Origin of the sequence: Corynebacterium sp. CCUG 69979 (assembly GCF_024454095.1) — a bacterium.
GTDB classification, from domain to species: domain Bacteria; phylum Actinomycetota; class Actinomycetes; order Mycobacteriales; family Mycobacteriaceae; genus Corynebacterium; species Corynebacterium genitalium.
Map to the genome: position 1 here is coordinate 55,530 of NZ_JAGPZA010000006.1, position 17,075 is coordinate 72,604.

General features: G+C 61.9%; 12 protein-coding genes. 5 read left to right on the forward strand and 7 right to left on the reverse strand.

Annotated elements, in window-relative coordinates; all coding sequences use genetic code 11:
- The first annotated feature begins 451 nt into the window (after positions 1–451).
- The 3 genes from KBX18_RS05245 (at position 452) to KBX18_RS05255 (ending at position 6,102) form a co-directional block, all read left to right on the forward strand.
- Complete coding sequence (locus KBX18_RS05245; protein WP_005288164.1) at positions 452–1,120, forward strand: hypothetical protein; 669 nt, start codon at positions 452–454, stop codon at positions 1,118–1,120.
- 89 nt (positions 1,121–1,209) lie between these two features.
- Positions 1,210–2,547, forward strand: coding sequence for a UDP-glucose/GDP-mannose dehydrogenase family protein (locus tag KBX18_RS05250; protein ID WP_255995113.1), 1,338 nt, complete (start codon positions 1,210–1,212; stop codon positions 2,545–2,547).
- Positions 2,548–2,661: 114 nt separating this feature from the next.
- Positions 2,662–6,102, forward strand: a complete 3,441-nt coding sequence (locus KBX18_RS05255; protein WP_255995114.1) for a hypothetical protein — start codon at positions 2,662–2,664, stop codon at positions 6,100–6,102.
- A gap of 71 nt (positions 6,103–6,173) precedes the next feature.
- Here KBX18_RS05255 and KBX18_RS05260 read toward each other — a convergent pair whose 3' ends face one another.
- Together KBX18_RS05260 and KBX18_RS05265 are read right to left on the reverse strand one after the other, a co-directional pair.
- Entirely contained in the window at positions 6,174–7,442 is a 1,269-nt protein-coding gene (locus KBX18_RS05260; protein WP_255995115.1) for a pyridoxal phosphate-dependent aminotransferase, read from the reverse strand.
- 32 nt (positions 7,443–7,474) lie between these two features.
- Complete coding sequence (locus KBX18_RS05265; RefSeq protein WP_198002214.1) at positions 7,475–8,116, reverse strand: DUF1707 domain-containing protein; 642 nt, start codon at positions 8,114–8,116, stop codon at positions 7,475–7,477.
- Positions 8,117–8,270: 154 nt separating this feature from the next.
- Here KBX18_RS05265 and KBX18_RS05270 point away from each other — a divergent pair, with 154 nt between their 5' ends.
- On the forward strand, positions 8,271–9,527 hold the full coding sequence (locus KBX18_RS05270; RefSeq protein WP_255995116.1) for a hypothetical protein: 1,257 nt from the start codon (positions 8,271–8,273) through the stop codon (positions 9,525–9,527).
- Between the two features lie 99 nt (positions 9,528–9,626).
- A complete protein-coding gene (locus tag KBX18_RS05275; RefSeq protein ID WP_255995117.1) occupies positions 9,627–10,559 on the forward strand; it encodes a DUF3824 domain-containing protein in 933 nt (310 codons plus the stop codon).
- A gap of 126 nt (positions 10,560–10,685) precedes the next feature.
- Here the strand turns inward: KBX18_RS05275 and KBX18_RS05280 are convergent, their stop codons facing one another.
- From KBX18_RS05280 to KBX18_RS05300, 5 genes are all read right to left on the reverse strand, one after another.
- Positions 10,686–11,693, reverse strand: coding sequence for a substrate-binding domain-containing protein (locus KBX18_RS05280; RefSeq protein ID WP_255995119.1), 1,008 nt, complete (start codon positions 11,691–11,693; stop codon positions 10,686–10,688).
- Complete coding sequence (locus tag KBX18_RS05285) at positions 11,686–12,063, reverse strand: hypothetical protein (RefSeq protein WP_005288192.1); 378 nt, start codon at positions 12,061–12,063, stop codon at positions 11,686–11,688. Before KBX18_RS05285 ends, KBX18_RS05280 begins: the two co-directional genes overlap by 8 nt.
- Positions 12,064–12,073: 10 nt before the next feature.
- Positions 12,074–13,435 (reverse strand): Na/Pi symporter, encoded by a 1,362-nt coding sequence (locus KBX18_RS05290; protein ID WP_255995120.1) that lies wholly within the window; start codon positions 13,433–13,435, stop codon positions 12,074–12,076.
- Positions 13,436–13,530: 95 nt separating this feature from the next.
- A complete protein-coding gene (locus KBX18_RS05295; RefSeq protein WP_255995121.1) occupies positions 13,531–15,345 on the reverse strand; it encodes an ABC transporter ATP-binding protein in 1,815 nt (604 codons plus the stop codon).
- Positions 15,342–17,066 (reverse strand): ABC transporter ATP-binding protein, encoded by a 1,725-nt coding sequence (locus tag KBX18_RS05300; RefSeq protein ID WP_255995122.1) that lies wholly within the window; start codon positions 17,064–17,066, stop codon positions 15,342–15,344. Before KBX18_RS05300 ends, KBX18_RS05295 begins: the two co-directional genes overlap by 4 nt.
- Between the last annotated feature and the right edge of the window lie 9 nt (positions 17,067–17,075).

Sequence of the window (17,075 nt, forward strand, 5' to 3'; positions counted from 1 at the left end):
CCACAATCGATGTCGTGCTGGTAACTGCAGCCGCCGCTTCGATGTTCCATAAGTAGAGATCCAAGGCTGTGTAGGGGTTTGGTCCTTGCCCAGAGTCGGTCTCTGCCAAATAGGTTGCGAACCTGGGTGCCGGGATCCGGCTTATTACGTCATCCGCTATGCGTTTCTTCAACGTCCCCCCCCCCTTGCAGTGCCGCCCGATCAACCGTTATAATCCACAGTACAGCGCGGGAATCACCCGTATAGGATTTCAAACAAGCGGTCTCTTCTGGGGCCGCTTGTTTGATGTTTGGCGCCTAGGGGTTCGCATAACCTCACAATTTGGTCACAGCGGGCCTCCGTCACAGCGCGGAGGTCAATCTGTCACTACCGTGGTTTTCAAGAGGTTTTCACCAACGAAAAACATTTTCGCTAGGGGAAACCGGATGAACCAACATTTAGGAGTGACATCATGACCAGCCCATTCGATTCCGAGAACCGCACCGGTGACATTGACAACGCAGATAACGCACCGGACCGTAGCTACGCCGACACTGATCGCCGCAACGAGGACCTGCACGACTCTGCACGTGACACCTCCACTGAGGAGCACGGTGTGCGGCGCGACGGCAGCGTGGACACGCACCTGCGCGACGAGCGCACGCTTGACGACGGCCGCGTGGTCAAGTCCGAGCCGGTTGACCTGGGCGTGAAGGACGTTCACGCGGATGGCCAGGGCTGCACCTGCGGTAACCACGGTGAAGGCTGCACTTGCGGCCACCACAAGACCTGCGACTGCCCTCCCGGTGAGTGCCACTGCCATGGCCACGCCGGTGAGCAGGGCGCGCACCGCAATGAGGGCGCGCACCGCAATGAGGGTGGTGTTCCGGACCACGGCGACTGCGCGTGCCAGCAGTGCCAGGAGCGCCGCCGCGACAACAACAGCGAGACCCGCGACAACGGCGAAGAGAAGGACTTCACCCACCCGGACACGGTGAACGAGGACGGTACGAACCCGGCTGTCCGTACCGTCGATAAGGCGGAGGGCTACAACGAGAACGCATCCTGGAACGACGGCATTGAGCCGGCACAGCGTCAGGAGCCGCGCTCGTACGAGAACGAGGACGAAAGCGTCAACTAAGCCTCTGGGTCGCTTTGTTCATTACTTATTAGACAAGGCTTAACCGTGAAAGCCTTTTACATGCGTGCTGAGTGGGCATAATGGCCCCCATGCGCATGACTGTTATTGGCACTGGTTACCTCGGAGCAACTCACGCCGCCTGCATGGCGGAGCTGGGGCACGAGGTGCTGGGGATTGATGTTGACCAGGCGAAGATCGACGCTCTGAAGAATGGCAGGGTGCCGTTCTTCGAGCCGGGGCTTCCGGAGGTGCTGGAGCGCAACATTTCCAATGGGCGTCTGAGCTTTACCACGGACTACGAAGAAGCCGCTCAGTTCGCCAACGTCCACTTCATCGGAGTGGGCACTCCGCAGCAGCGCGGGTCCTATGCGGCGGATACGACCTATGTGGAGGCTGCCGTCGATAGTCTCGTGCCGCACCTTGAGGGTGACCACGTGATCCTGGGCAAGTCGACCGTTCCCGTCGGCACGGCGGCGGCACTGCAGGAGCGTGCGGACAGGCTCGCCGAGCAGGCGGGCAAGGGCGCCAGCGTGGAGATCGCGTGGAACCCGGAGTTCCTCCGTGAGGGCTACGCCGTGCAGGACACGATCACCCCGGACCGCATCGTTTTGGGTGTGAACACCCAAAACGAAGGAACATCGACGGCAGAAGCTGTCGCCCGCGAGGTGTACGCGGAGCCGCTGAACAACGACACCCCGTTCATCGTCACGGATCTGCAGACTGCTGAGCTGGTGAAAGTCTCAGCGAACGCGTTCCTGGCCACGAAGATCAGCTTCATCAACGCCGTGTCAGAGGTCTGTGAGAATGTCGGCGCGGATGTCACGCAGCTTGCCGACGCCATTGGTCACGACGACCGCATTGGCCGTAAGTTCCTCGGTGCCGGCCTGGGCTTCGGCGGCGGCTGCCTGCCGAAGGACATTCGCGCCTTCATGGCTCGCGCCGGGGAGGTCGGCGCCGATCAGGCACTGACGTTCCTGCGCGAGGTCGACGCGATCAATATGCGCCGCCGCGAGCGCGTGATCGATCTGTCGCGGGAGATTCTCGGCTCACTGATCGGCAAGCGGATCACGGTCCTCGGCGCGGCGTTCAAGCCGAACTCCGACGATGTCCGCGACTCGCCGGCCCTTGCCGTCGCCGGCCAGCTCAATCTCTCCGGTGCCGCCGTGCGCGTCTACGACCCGCAGGCCATGGACAACGCGCGCAAGGTCTTCCCGACGCTCGATTACGCCGCGTCGCTTGATGATGCCCTCACCGGCGCTGAGCTGGTCATCCTCGCCACCGAATGGCAGGACTTCAAGGAGCTCGACCCAGCTCACGCCGGTGGGCTCGTTGCGGAAAAGCGGCTTATCGACGGGCGCAACGTCCTCCCCGTCGACGCCTGGCAGGCCGTAGGCTGGCAGCTCTGGGCGCTCGGCCGCACCCTCTAACGGAGGTCCGTTCGAGGGGGGAAGCATTTTTATTCAGGATTGTTTACAACATTCTGTGTTGCAGGTAGTCTTTCGTTGGTTAATCAGTACAGAAACGTTAGGCGAATCCTCTCAATGACCCCCCTTAGCTCTGTGCAGCCCTCTGGCCTGCGCATTTCCGTTACCAAGCGCGCCGTCAGTGCCGCCACGGTCGCCATTATTGGATTGTCCACTGTCCGGGTAGTTGCCCCCGATTGGGGCGCGCTTCCTGCTGCTTCGGCGGAACCCCAGACCGTAAACGGCCAGCATTACAACGACCAAGCTCCGCAAAACGTGCCGTGGGGTGCGGTAAAGAATGAAAATCAGTTCAGCGGAATGTTTTTAAGCCTCGATGCAATTTCGAAGGAAAAGGCTAAGACAGGCAAGTACGGCAACTGGGGTAGCTCAGTACCGCTGACCATCTGGAGCAAGCAAGATAAGACGGACTACAAGAACGTCTTCTCTGGTCTCGATCGCCCGGTGCCGTTCAAGGGTTCCAACAGGCTTGCAACTCCGCTGGGCGAGTGGTCATACACCTCCGAATTCAATGAAGTGTTCTCCGTCAACTGGACTCCCGCTCCGGGGTACATCGGTTACGCCCCGCCGCTGCCGATCCAGATCGATCCCTTTAAATCGAAGCTCAAAAAGGAGTACCACTACGCCACCGTTGACCTGCCGGGCAAAGGCACGACGTATCTGACATCCACGGGCGCCTTCGGTGCCACGCAGACTGCCCAGGCATCTGCTGGCTTCAACGGTGTGAAGGACGGCATGGGCTGGTCCGGGTTCACACCGAAGTACGCCTTCCAGGTGGATAGGCAGGACGCAGTCGCAGGCAAGGTCGACGGCGCTCTCGACTACAAGACTGACGCTGCCACCAATTACCTCGGCCACGTCACCACTGAGCTGAACACCAGCGAAGGTAAGTACTCGATCAATCCGGACACTGGTGAGGTCTCCTTCACGCCGAGCCCGACCTTCTTCTCGGATGCCGAGGTCAAGGATGCGAACATCACGCAGAAGTCGGCGGCACCGGTGCGCGTCGTCGTCAGCAACATGACCACGAATACGATCGGGAAAAACCGCCGCGTCATGGCGTACGGGCAGACTCGGCCGGCGCACACAATCAACCCGAATAATGCTTCGTATGCGGAGGTCACCACCCTTTACACGCCGAACGTCGTCAAGCCGACGGTCGGCCTGAACAACGCGGAAGCGAATGAACTGGCCGGACGCGACGTCACGCTGAATCCTGATTTCGCGCAGTCCAGCGGGCAGGCGGCGATCGATAAATCCTCAGTGGCCTTGATCAATGCCACTGGTCAGGACGCCGGGCGCGAGCTGACGGTCGACGGCGAGGGCACGTGGAAGGTCAACCGCAACGGCTCGGTGACCTTCACCCCTGAGCTCGGTTTCGTGGGCAACCCCACGCCGATCCAGTACACCGCGAAGAACGAGCACGGTGTTCCCGCGGGCAGGGCTACCCTTTCCGTGCGGTACGACGTGCAGGACGGAACGCTGGCGACGACGATCGAGGAGCAGGGCAAAGCTCAGAAGTCCACGGACAACGGTAAGGGCGACTGGGGCCTGACCGCCCAGAAGATGTTCCCGGGTTACCCGAGGTCGTGGTACGGCGAGTTCACGTACGGCCTGGTCACCCCTGATGGTGAGCTGGTCACGCAAGATACTTCGCTGCAGATTGCGAACGTCGGCCGGTACAGCATCAACAAGAACACCGGTGAGGTCACATTCACTCCGGAACCGTCCTTCACGGGCGCTGCTCCGGCTGTCGGCGTGCGCATCACGAATCTGAAGACTGCGAATGGCCAGCCCCGCCCTGCGGACGGTCACTACCGGCCGATTGTGTCGACGACGAACATGATCCTGCGGCCTGTGTCCGCCACCGGCGAGGTGGGGGAGAAGCTCACTGCGGCTCCGAAGTACGGCAGGGGTATGGTCCCGGGCTCCGTTCAGATCGACGGTGCTGACGCGGACAGCAGCGGCAAAACGAAGACTATCCCCAACCAGGGTGCCTGGTCCGTTGACCGTGAGGGCGTTTTCACGTTCACGCCTGTCGACGGTTTCTACGGCACCCCGGACCCGGTCGATTACACCGTGGCCAACGCTGAGGGTGTGCGCTCGGAGCCGGGCACGGTGCTGGGTGAGTACAAGGCTGTGAAGACGTCGCCGTCGACAAGCACTGGCGATGCAAACCAGCCGCAGAAGTCGAAGTCGGGCAGGGAGATGTTCCCGTCCTTCCCGAGCGACTGGACTATCGCGTACTCGCTTGCGGATGCTGCGGACAACGTTCTGACGAGGAACGAGGGCACCTACACTATCGTCCCGACCACCGGCGTGGTCACGTTCGAGCCTGCCGACAACTACCGCGGAACCCCCGGTACCGTCACTGTGGAAGCAATGACGAAGACCGGCGCGAAGGAATCCACCACCTACCAGGTGTCGGTGACGGGCCAGACTACGGCGACGAACACGACGACGTTGCCGCCGGTGACGGAGACGGTCACCACCGAAGTTCCGACCACTGTGACTACTGCGGTCCCCACCACCGTGGGCGGTGTTCCGACAACGGTTGAAAAGACCGTCACCACGACCGTGACGTCGAAGTCGACGTACCAGGTCACGGTCACGACGACCCCGCCGCAGGCAACGATCACGCAGTTCCCCGCGCCGATGACGGAGACCATTTCGCCCAGCCCGGTCACGGTGACGCCTGCCCCGATCACCACAACGGTGAACGTCACGGGTGAACCGACGGCGGTCACTGCCACTCCGGAGGCCATCACCGCGACGGTGCCGGACGTGGTCACGACGGTCAGCGGCACGCCCGTCACTGTGGCAGTGCCGCCGGTGACGGTGACCCCGAACCCGGTCACCGTGACTGTGACGCCGCGTGTTTCTCCCACCGTCACGGTCACGCCTGAACCGGCAACGGCGACTCCGGATCCCGTCACTACCACGCTGACGCCGGCTCCGATCACTACGACCTTGGACGGCAACAGCCTCGAGATCAGCGATTCCGTTATCAAGGTCACTGCACCGACGGACAACCCGTTCTCTGTGCAGGTGGACGTGCCGGAGATGGAAACAGGCTCCCTGAAGTTCACCGGTGTTGGCGGTGTCGACCTCCAGCCGGAGATCACCCCGGACATGCGTGAAATGAAAGTTCCGGGCCAGGGTCGCTGGATTATTGACAGCGCTACGGGTGAGATCACTTTCTTCCCGAATCCGAACTTCGGCGGTAGGATCTCCCGGGCTGAACTCGCCTACAAGCGTAAAGACGGTTCTGAGCACAAGTTCACTATCCAGGCTTCCTACCCGAAAACGGAGGAGCCGGAAGAGCCGAGCAGTACAGGCACGCCGAACAAGCCGGCTGAGCCGAAACCGTCGGGGAACTCGCGCGATGCTCTGCTGTGGTTGCTGCCGTTCGGTCTGTTGGCTGCGGGCCTTGGTTTGCTGGGTATGCCGACGATCACCTTGTACCCGGAGCAGATCAAGAAGAGTCTCACGCGCCAATAAAGGTCAGGGGGCGGGCAATAATCGTTGTCGCTTATCGGCGCGCCCCCTAGCCCCCGCGCCCCTGCGCCCCCTTAGTGCTGGTGGTAGTCGCTGAGGAAGTTGCCCAGCCGTTCTATGGCGTTCTCCAGCTGGGACGCCCACGGCAGTGTGACAACGCGGAAGTGGTCCGGTTTGGGGTAGTTGAAGCCGGAGCCGCCGACCATGAGGATCTTCTCGCTCTTGAGCAGGTCGAGCATGAAGCGTTCGTCGTCGTAGATGTGGTACATCTCGGTGTCGATCTTCGGGAAGGCGTAGAGCGCACCCTTCGGTTCGACGACAGAGACACCGGGGATTTCCCGCAGCTTCTTGATGGTGATGTCGCGCTGTTCCTTCAGTCGGCCGCCTTCACCGGTGAGACCGAAAATGGACTGCCGGCCGCCGAGCGCGACCTGGATCGCGTGCTGGCCTGGCACGTTGGAGCACAGGCGCGTGCCGGCGAGCAGATCCAGGCCCTCGACGAATCCGGTGGCGCGGCGCTTCGGGCCGGTAATCATCATCCAGCCGGCGCGGTAACCGCACACCCGGTACGCCTTCGACAGGCCATTGAAGGTGCAGGTGACAAGGTCGGGGGCGACCTCCGCCATGGAAATGTGCTTGGCGCCGTCGTACAGGACGCGGTCGTAGATCTCGTCGGCAAGCACCATGAGCTCGTGCTCGCGGGCGATGTCCGCAATGCCCTCGAGGACCTCGCGCGAGTACACAGCACCCGTGGGGTTGTTCGGGTTGATCACCACGATCGCCTTGGTGCGGTCGTTCACCTTGGAGCGGATGTCCTCGAGCGAGGGGTTCCAGTCGTCTTCCTCGTCGCAGATGTAGTGCACGGGAGTGCCGCCGCTTAACGACGTCGCCGCCGTCCACAGCGGGTAATCGGGAGACGGGATGAGGACCTCGTCTCCGTCGTTAAGCAATGCCTGCGTGACCATGTTGATCAGCTCGCTGACACCGTTGCCCAAGTACACGTCGTCAATATCGAATTCCGGGAAACCGTCGATCTCCTCGTAGCGCGTGACCACGGCTCGCCGCGCCGGAATAATGCCCTTCGACGTCGAGTACGCCTGCGAGTGCGGCAAGTTGGCGATGATGTCGCGCATGATCACATCGGGAGCATCGAAACCGAAGATGCCGGGGTTGCCCGTGTTCAGCTTGAGGATGTTGTGGCCGTCGCGCTCCAATTCCTCCGCCGTCGCCGCGACCGGTCCACGCAGGTCATAGGCCACGTTCTTGAGCTTGTCCGCCTGATCAAAATGGCGGTGTTTCTTCAAAGGCTTGCGCTGGGGGTTCTCATTGGTGTCGTCGCTCATGGGGCCATTCTATTGAGAATTCGCCGCGGTTTTCACCGCTTGAAGCGGTTAATCGTGTCTTGCGCGTAGCCCATCACGTCGCCAGTGAGCTGGTCGCGCTGCGCTGCACGCAAAGCTTTACGACGTTCCTCCTCCAGCCGGCGGGCCGTCCTCATATCCCTGAGTCGCTTGCGCTCAAGCTGTGCCGGACTTGGGGTGTACCAGCTATCCGGGCCGACCTTCATGATGTAGAGGAGGATGAACAGCGTCGGAACAATGAAGACTGGCATCATCGCCCATAACGGTGCGACAGTTTCCGCCAGCACGATGCCGCCGCTGAGCGACAGCAGCGTGCCCAGGCCGAACATGCCGAGGCGGATGTTCTGGCCACTCTTGCGGGCAGTCGCAATCTCGTGGCGGGTATAGACGTCGAGTTCCTGGCCGTGCGCCGGCTGGTACTGCTGGTATGCCTCTATCTCCTGAGACTGCTGCTGCGTGGGGAGGTCCCGGAACAGCGGTTCCAGGTCACGGTGGGTGGCGGCCTGGGTAGCGGCATCGCACCGCTTGTCGTACTCCTCCGGATCCAAGCGGCCCTCGCCGTACGCGTAGGTCAGCTGGGCCAACGCGTCCGCACGCTCCGCGTCAGACAGGCGAAGGTCGCGGGCCGGGGGCTTAGGGTACGGCTGATTACTCACGCCATCCATCTTAAACCTGGTTCATCTCGCGGCGGCGTGTTCATGCAACGGGGCACGTTAAGCGCTGTCTACCCCCTTGATGCAATCTGAATAATGGCTGAACAATGCTTCGCTTGAACTCGCATATTTTCGCCAACACAATATGATAGCCCTTATGACCAACCCCAATGATCCAAATAACCCGTTCGGCGGTCAGGACAACAATCCTTTCGGCGGCGGCTACGGAAACAACAGCAGCAATTCCAACAACCAGAACCCCGCTGACTCGACCGGTTCCACCTCCTACGGGCAGGGTGGTTACGGCCAATCCGGCCAGAACGGCTACGGCCAGTCCGGCTCCAGCTCCTACGGCCAGGGCGGCTCCAGCGCGTACGGCCAGACCGGCGCGGACCAGACTGGTTCCACCCCGAACTCCGGCTACGGTGACTCCACCTTCGGTCAGTCCGGTCAGAACGGCTACGGCTACGGCTACGACCAAGGCGGCTCTGGCTACGGTGCGTACGGCCAGACGCCGGGTCAGGACGGCTACGGACAGAACTCCTACGGTCAGGCATACGCTCCGGGTCCGGGTTTCCAGCACCCGGAGAATGACCCGAACGCTTCCGAGTCGGGCCGCCTGTTGCAGCCCGCCGGTGGCCCCCTTCCGGTCGTGGAGCCGATTCCGTTTGCCTTCAAGCGCTTGTTCACCAAGAACTGGCACGTCTACATCGGCTTCACGGCTGTGGCGCTCATCGCCATGTTCGTGCTGATGATGCTCTTCATGATCCCGCTGTTCGCTCAGATGGCCGAGGACCCGTACGTCGACCCGGTCGAAGAGAACCCGATCGGCTTGATCTTGGTGTATGTGCCGATCCTGCTGATCTCATTTTTGATGTCGATCGTGCTGTACAAAGTGGCTCTGCGCGACACCCGCGGTGAGGAACCGAGCTGGCGCACCCTGTTCAAGAACATCCCGTGGGGTCAGGCCATCCTGGTGAACATCATCATCGGTTTGGTCGCGGGTGCGGCCGTTGCCCTTCTCGTTCTGCTGACCGTTCTGCTCGGTTTCATTCACCCGGCGCTGATGGCTATCGGTTTCATCCTGATGTTCGTGGCCATCTTCGCGGCTATGCCGTTCCTTGGCATGGCACCGCTTTACGCGTACGACGGCCGCACCACCGCCGGCGGCGCACTCAAGATGGCATGGGAGGACGTCAAGCCCAACTTCTGGCCGATTCTGGGTTCGATGATCCTCATCAGCCTGATCTGCGCCGCGATCGGCGGGTTCACGCTCGGCGTCGGTTACTTCGTGGCCTTCCCGCTTCAGATGATCGCCTATGTCTTCATCTACCGCTGGATCAGCGCACACCGCGACCAGCCGGCCGGTCCGCAGCACCCTGAGTCCCCCAGCGGCTACATGAGCATGTACTAAAGCTCACCCGGGTGTAACCCTCAGCGTGCCGCCTGCATCTAACAATGGTGCTGGGCGGCACGCTTTTCATCTCTTAGCAGCAGGTATGAAGGAGCCAAGATGACCACGGTGACAGTCACCGAGCCGATCGGGTTCGGGTTCAAGCGGGTATTCGACAATTTTCTCGTCTACGCCGGGATCAACCTCATCTTCACGGCTATTGTCATCGCCACGTTGATCATGGGTGGGGTCACGGGGGTTCTCTCCGACGAGGAGATCGTGACCAACGAAGACCTCATTAAGGCGCTCGTTTTCGTCGCTGTTCTCGGCTTCATCTGGTTGTGGTGGCAGGTCGCACGCACCCGCGTTGCTCTCCGCGATGTCGCCGGCGAAGGAGCCCGCTGGTGCAACGCATTCACTGGTTTGCCGATCGTCGGGGCAGTGGTGGCGTACTTCCTGACCGCCTGTTTCGGGGTGATCGTTGTCGGTCTGCCTATCGCCGGAGCGGCCCTGCTTTTCGACGTCCACCCGGCCTTCACCGTTCTCCTCGGCATTGCTGCTGTAGTGCTCGCGTTCCTGGTGTACCCGGTGGTCGTTCTGGTGCCGGTGTACGTCATCGATAGGGCAGCGAACCCATTCGAGGCCTTTGGCCGGGTCTTCAAGGACCTCAAAGGGTGCTACTGGACGGTTCTGGGGTCGATCACTCTGCTGCGCATCATCAACTCGGTGCTTTCCTTGTTCACGCTCAACCTCTCGCTGTTTGTCACCTACCCGGCCGAGTCTTTGGCATTTGCCCGCATTTACCAGCTGATCCGCTCCGACTACCCTTACGTCCCCACGTACGGCGTCGCGCGCGGGATGCAGCCGCCCTACGGCGATCCCATGTACCCGGCTGGTTCCTACCCGGCTTATCCGGCCCACCCGTACCCGTCTGCATACCCTGATTCCCCGTATCCGGCGCCTTACCCGAGCCAGCCGTATCCTAGCCAGCCCTACCCGGGCCAGCCGTACCAGCAGCCGCCGTACCAGGGTCCGGGCACACCCGGCTGGTAACAGAAACTGCAGCTCCCAACTGCTTCGACTGTGAAGAATGACTAAGAGGGTCTGACCCCGATTCAGAATCGGAGTCAAACCCTCTTAGTTGCGGCCGGGCCGGGCTGCTTGCCAGCTAGTCCGGGTTTATGCTTGCCAGCGCTCGTCTGCACCGGTCTTGCGATCAGCGTAGCGCTTCTGGGCGTTCTCGTAGTCCTCTTCCGGGAGCTGGTAGAAGTACACGCGTGGCATGACAGCCTCAGCGTGCTCGAGGTAGGTGGTGACGAACTTGTCCACGTCCTCGCGCTCGGTGGATTCCTTGTTCACGTAGATGAACAGCGGACGGGACAGCGGGTAATCGCCCTTCTTCGTCTCCTCCGCGGTCGGTGCAACGCCCCCGACCATGACGTTGTCGATCATGCGCTGAGTGTCTTCCTCAGCGGCGAGGTAGTTACCGATGCCCATGAAGGACAAAGCGTTCGGGTCATCAGCAACCCACTGGGTCAGCTCATCGATGTCGTCGGTGGACTCGTAGTCGTCGCGGATCTCGTCACCGTCCAGGACCAGGTCCTCGAACACGCCGAGGGTACCGGAACCCTCCGGGCGGCCGTAGAGCTTGATCTCCTCGTCCGGCCAGGACGGGTCGATGTCGGACCACTTGGACACCTCGGACTCCTTCGACCAAATGTCGTGCAGCTGCTCGACGGTCAGGTCGGTCGCGAAGTCGTTGTCGCGGTGTTTGACGATGGTGATGGCGTCCAGACCGATCGGCAGCTCGATGTACTCGACGTCGTTGTCGGCGCACTGCTTCTGGAAGTCGACCTCTGCGCCGTCACCCGGGATGGGCGTGGAGGCGTCGTTGATGTCAGCTTCGCCGTTGCAGAACTTCTCGAAACCGTCGGTCGAACCAATGGCCTCTACGTCGACATCGAAGTCGTAGCGGTTCGCCATGTAGGAGGTGATCGGCTCGATGGTGGCGGAACCGGTGGTCTTGATCGGGCCCCCAGCGGCAGCGTTGGTCTCGCTGCCGTTGTCGCCGCCAGAGTTGCTGTTGCCGGAGCTGCCGTTCGAGCCGCTGTCAGAGGAGCAGCCGACTGCGAGGACGGTCATGCCCGCCAGGATGGCTGCGGTGATGGACTTGCGGGCTTTAGCCATTGGTCTTGCCCTCCTGCATCTCAGCACGGAACTCGCGCAGCAGGCGGAAGAGGTTCTTCCAGGAACCCTGGGAGTTGCTCCAGTACTTGGCGAAGTTCTCGTCGAGCTCAGCCTGCTGTTCAGGCGTGACGTTCGGGTTGATCTTCTTGTGCTTGCGGGTGCCCTCTCCGGTTGCAGCAGCAGCCTCACCCTCCTGGTCAGCGGCTAGACGGTCCGCGTTGCGGCCGCGGGCGTTGAGCTCGACGCGCAGCTCTTCTGCGGTCTCTTCGAGCTCCTCGAGCAGGGCTTGCAGTGCTTCATCCGGAGCCTCGTTCTGGATGAGCTCCTGAGCCATCGGGGACAGGTCGGGGGTCTCGTTCGGGTTAGTCATCGAAGACTCCTTACATCAAAGTGTTGGAAATGAAGACGGCCAGCAGCGGGATCGCGAAGAACACGCCACCGATGTAGATGAATACGTAGAGCTTGTTCTTCTCGGCCAGACCAGCGAGCCAGTCCGAGCAGCGCGGCGGGATGTTGCGCACGAACGGGATGCTCAGGATGAGGATTGCGGAGAAGAGGTTGAACAGCATGTGCACCAGCGCACCAGACATTGCTGCCTCTGCTTCTGCACCGGATGCGGAGAACGCGGCGATGAGGCCGGTCACGGTGGTACCGATGTTCGCACCGACCACGAACGGGAACAGGGTGCGCACTTCGAACTTGCCGGACGCTGCCAGTGGAACCGTCAGGGCGGTGGTGGTGGAGGAAGACTGAACCAGCGCGGTGATCAGCGCACCAGAGAGCGCACCGATGAAAGCGTTCTTACCCAGTGCGGCGTAGAGGATGTCCTGGGCCTTGCCCACCAGCAGAGCGTTGAGGACCTTACCGATGAACTGGATGGACACCAGAATCAGAGCGACACCGATCAGGGCGAGAATAATGCCGCCCCACATGTCACCGAGTGGCTCGACGAGGCTGCTGACCAGCTCAACGAGCGGCTCTGTGATCATGTCAATGAAGTCCCCGAAGGCCTCGAAGCCCTTCGAAATGATGCTGTCACCGCCACCGGCCAACGACGGTGCGATGGTGGTTGCTGTCTTGCCCAGGAAACCGGTGAGAATCTCGAGCGGGAAGAAGACGCCAATGGCGATGAGGTTGAAGAAGTCGTGGACGGTCGCCATGGAGAAACCGTTCTTGAACTGCTTCTTGTTACCAGCCAGACCCAGGGCAACCAGGGTCGAGGTGACCGAGGTACCCATGTTGGCACCAAACAGCATCGGGATGGCGATGTTCAGTGGCAGACCACCGGCGATCATGCCGACCACGATGGAGGTGGTGGTCGAGGAGGACTGGATGATCGCCGTGGAGACGATACCGATGGCCAGACCCACGAACGGGTTCTCGGCAAAGGAGAACAGCTCCTTCGCCTGGTCGCCGGCGACCATCTTGAAGCCGTCACCGATCATGCCGACACCGTTGAGCAGCAGCCAGATGCCGAGGAAAACGGCAACCCAGTTAGCTACTTGCTTCGCGGTGCCTTCGAACGGGAGGAAACCGAGCGGGTCGTTTTCCTCGGCCTTGTCTTCGATGTCGTCATCGATATCGGAGGAGTCGGTATCGGAGGAATCAGTGGTCGTGGTGTTCTTGCCGTCGACATCGACCGGCTCAGAATCTTTCACGTTCCGGTCGATGACGCGCACGTCTGCCTCGTCGGGCAGATCGTGCTCACCAGCTGGATCGCGGGGGAGTCCCTTTTTACTCATTAGCGCTCACTTCTAATTAGGGGCGAATATGGGCGCTCGTCAGGCTAATCTAAGGAACTGGACAGGCGAGTAACAGAAGATGAACGCTTGTTGAACTAGCTGTCGTCCACAGCTCCGTCTGGTTGCTGCATACGCCAGTACACCCCGCGGCGCGCCATCAGCTCGTCGTGGGAGCCCTGTTCGACGATGCGGCCGGCCTCCATGACCAGGATGGTGTCGGCGTCGCGGATCGTCGATAAGCGGTGAGCAATAACGAACGCGGTGCGCCCAGAGCGCAACGACCCCATCGCTTCCTGCACGAGAACCTCGGTGCGGGTGTCCACTGACGATGTCGCCTCGTCCAGGATGAGCACCGAAGGCTGAGCAAGAAACGCTCGAGCGATAGTGATCAACTGTCGCTCACCGGCAGAGATGGCGCCAGAGTCAAGGTCGACGACCGTGTCGTAGCCGTCGGCAAGCGTGCGCACGAAGCGGTCGACGTACGTGGCGCGCGCGGCGGCGATGACTTCCTCGTCGGTGGCGCTGAGACGCCCGTAGCGAATGTTCTCCATGATGGTGCCTTTGAACAGCACAGCGTCCTGCAGCACCATGCCGATCTCGCCGCGCAAGGCCGCACGAGGGACGCTTCGCGTATCGACGCCATCGAGCCGGATCTCACCCCTATCGATGTCGTAGAACCGCATGAGCAGGTTGACCAGTGTCGTTTTTCCGGCGCCCGTGGGGCCGACGATCGCGGCGGTCTGCCCCGGTTCGACGCGCAGGGTCAGGTCTTCGATAAGTGGCGTGTCGGGGGAGTAGCTGAAGGAAACGTCGTCGAATTCGACGAGTCCGCGCGCGGGTGTGGCAAGGATGCCGTTGGCGTCGGTGCTCTGCGCGGGCGCGTCGAGGAACTCGAAGATGCGCTCGGCCGATGCGACACCGGACTGCAGCATTTGCAACATCCCGCCGAGCTCACCGAGCGGCTGGTTGAGCTGGCGCGAATACTGGATGAACGCCACCGCCGAACCCAGCGTGATGTGCCCGCCAGCCACGCGCAGAGCACCGACGACCGCGATGACCACATACGACAGGTAGGTGATGAACTGCATGGTCGGGAAGATCGTGCCCGAGAGGAACTGCGCCTTGAACGCGGAGCCGAACAGCTCGGCGTTGCGGCGATCGAATTCATTCTCCATCTCGTCGGTGCGACCGAAGATGAGCGCGACCTCGTGGCCGGTGAACGCTTCCTCGACGTGACCGTTCAGCGCGCCGGTAGAGCGCCATTGCTGACTGAACTGCTTTTGCGAGCGCGTTCCCAGCACGGCGATGACCAGTCCTGACAGCGGCACAGCGATGAGAGCGACGAGGGCGAGCTCCCAGGAGATGGAGAACATCATCACCACGATGCCGGTGAGCATGATCGCCGAGTGAATCAAGTGCCCCATCGCCTGTTGCAGGGCTTGCTGCACGTTGTCCACGTCGTTCGTCGTGCGCGACAGCAGGTCGCCGCGCTGCCGGGTGTCGAAGTAGCTCAACGGCAGGTCATGAACTTTCGCCTCGATCGACGCGCGCAGGTCGTACACCGCCCGCATGACGGCCCGGTTGATCACCGCGCCTGAGGCCCAGTCCGCGAACGATGCGCCGGTGTAGATGACCAGCAGCCACATCACAACGTCGCTCAGCCGCTCCATGTCGCCGCGCGCGATCACGTCGATGGCTATGCCCAGCACCGCCGGCCCGGCCACCATGAGCAGCACCGAGACCACATTGAGCACCACGCCGGCACCGAACGCCAGCTTGAGCGGCCCCATGAGCTTCAGCATCCGCCAGGCAGAGGGCCAGAACGCTTTTGCTTGTCTGCGTCCCGCCTCCCCGGTCTTTTCCTCCAACTCCAGGAACTCTTCGTCGGTCAAGTCTGTCTTGGCACTCATGCGTCCACTCCTTCCTGGGACGCAACGATCTCTTGGTACGTCGGTGAGTTGGCCAGCAGGGATTCGTGGGTACCGCGGTCCACAATCCGGCCGGCTTCCATGACCAGGATCTGGTCGGCGTCGACAATCGAGCTGACCTTCTGCGCCACGAGAATGGTCACCGCACCGGCCGTGTATTCGGCCATGGCCGCCTGCAGGTTGGATTCGGTGATGGGGTCAAGGGCGGAGAAAGAGTCGTCGAAAAGCAGCACCTTCGGATTTGCTACGAACATGCGCGCGATGCACAGACGCTGGCGCTGCCCGCCCGAGACATTCGTGCCGCCTTGGGAGATCGGCATGCCCAAGTCCTCGACGAAGTCCGCCTGAGCGACGCGCAATGCCGCCCACAGTTCGTCATCGGTGGCGTCCGGGTTGCCGAAACGCAGGTTCGTCGCGACCGTCCCGGAGAACAGGTACGGCTCCTGCGGAACCATTGACACGGTGCTGGCCAGTTGCTCGCGGCTCAACTCCGTGGTGGGCACGCCGCCGAGTGACACCACGCCGGACCTGGGCGCACGCAGCCGTGGGATCAAGGACAGCAGCGTCGTCTTTCCCGCTCCAGTCGAGCCGATCACGGCCGTTGTGGTGCCTGGGCGGGCCTCGAAAGAAATGTCCTCCAGGACCGGGGCGTCTGCGCCGGGGTAGCAGTAGGTGACGCGGTCGAATGTGACGGTGGGGTCAGTGGCCGGGGTGGTTGGGGCGTCGATAAGCGAGGGCGAGTGCGCCAAGACTTCCGTTACACGGCGTGCGCACACGAACGCTCGGGGCAGCGGAATGATCATCGCCGCGCCCATCACCACCGCAATGAGAATCTGCAGCATGTACTGCATGAATGCCGTCAACGAACCGATCTGCATCAGGCCGGCGTCGATGCGTTGGCCGCCGAACCACATCAGGGCGGTGATCGCGGCGTTGAGGATCAGCATGACCACAGGAAACAGGATCACAAACACGCGGCCGACATTCAGGCTCACCCGCGTAATGTCCGCGTTGGCCTCGGCGAAACGTTGCGTTTCAAAGTCTTCGCGGCCGAACGCGCGCACCACACGAATGCCGCTGATCTGCTCGCGCAGAACGGCGTTGACCGCGTCGAGGCGCTCCTGCATCTGCGTGAACAACGGCAACAGCAGCGCAACGACTGCCGTGACCACCACCGCGAGAATCACTACCGCAACCGCGACCAGCCATGACAAGCCAGCGTCCTGCCGCAACGCCATGACCACACCGCCGATCGCCATGATCGGCGCGGTCGCGAGCATGCCCAGTGTGAGCTGCAGCGCGACCTGAATCTGGTAGATATCGTTCGTCCCGCGCGTGATTAGCGTAGCCGGCGGAAACTCCGCCATATCTTCGGCGTCAAAACGGTTGACGTGCGCGAACACGTCCTTGCGCAGCTCACGCGCCACGCTTGTCGACGCCCACGTCGCCAACCACATCACCCCCACCGCCGTGACAATCTGCACCAGGGCGGCGATGAGCATGATCCCGCCAGTGCGCCATATATAAGGTATGTCGCCACGGGCGAGACCCTTGTCGATGATGTCCGCATTCAGCGACGGCAACCACAACGTAGCCAGCACCGACACGAGCTGGAGTACCAGCACGCCCGCGATGGCGGCGGCGAAGCGGCGGTCTGTGCGGAACACGCTGCCGATGAGGCGGATCAGATGGGGGAGGTTCACCGGGCAATC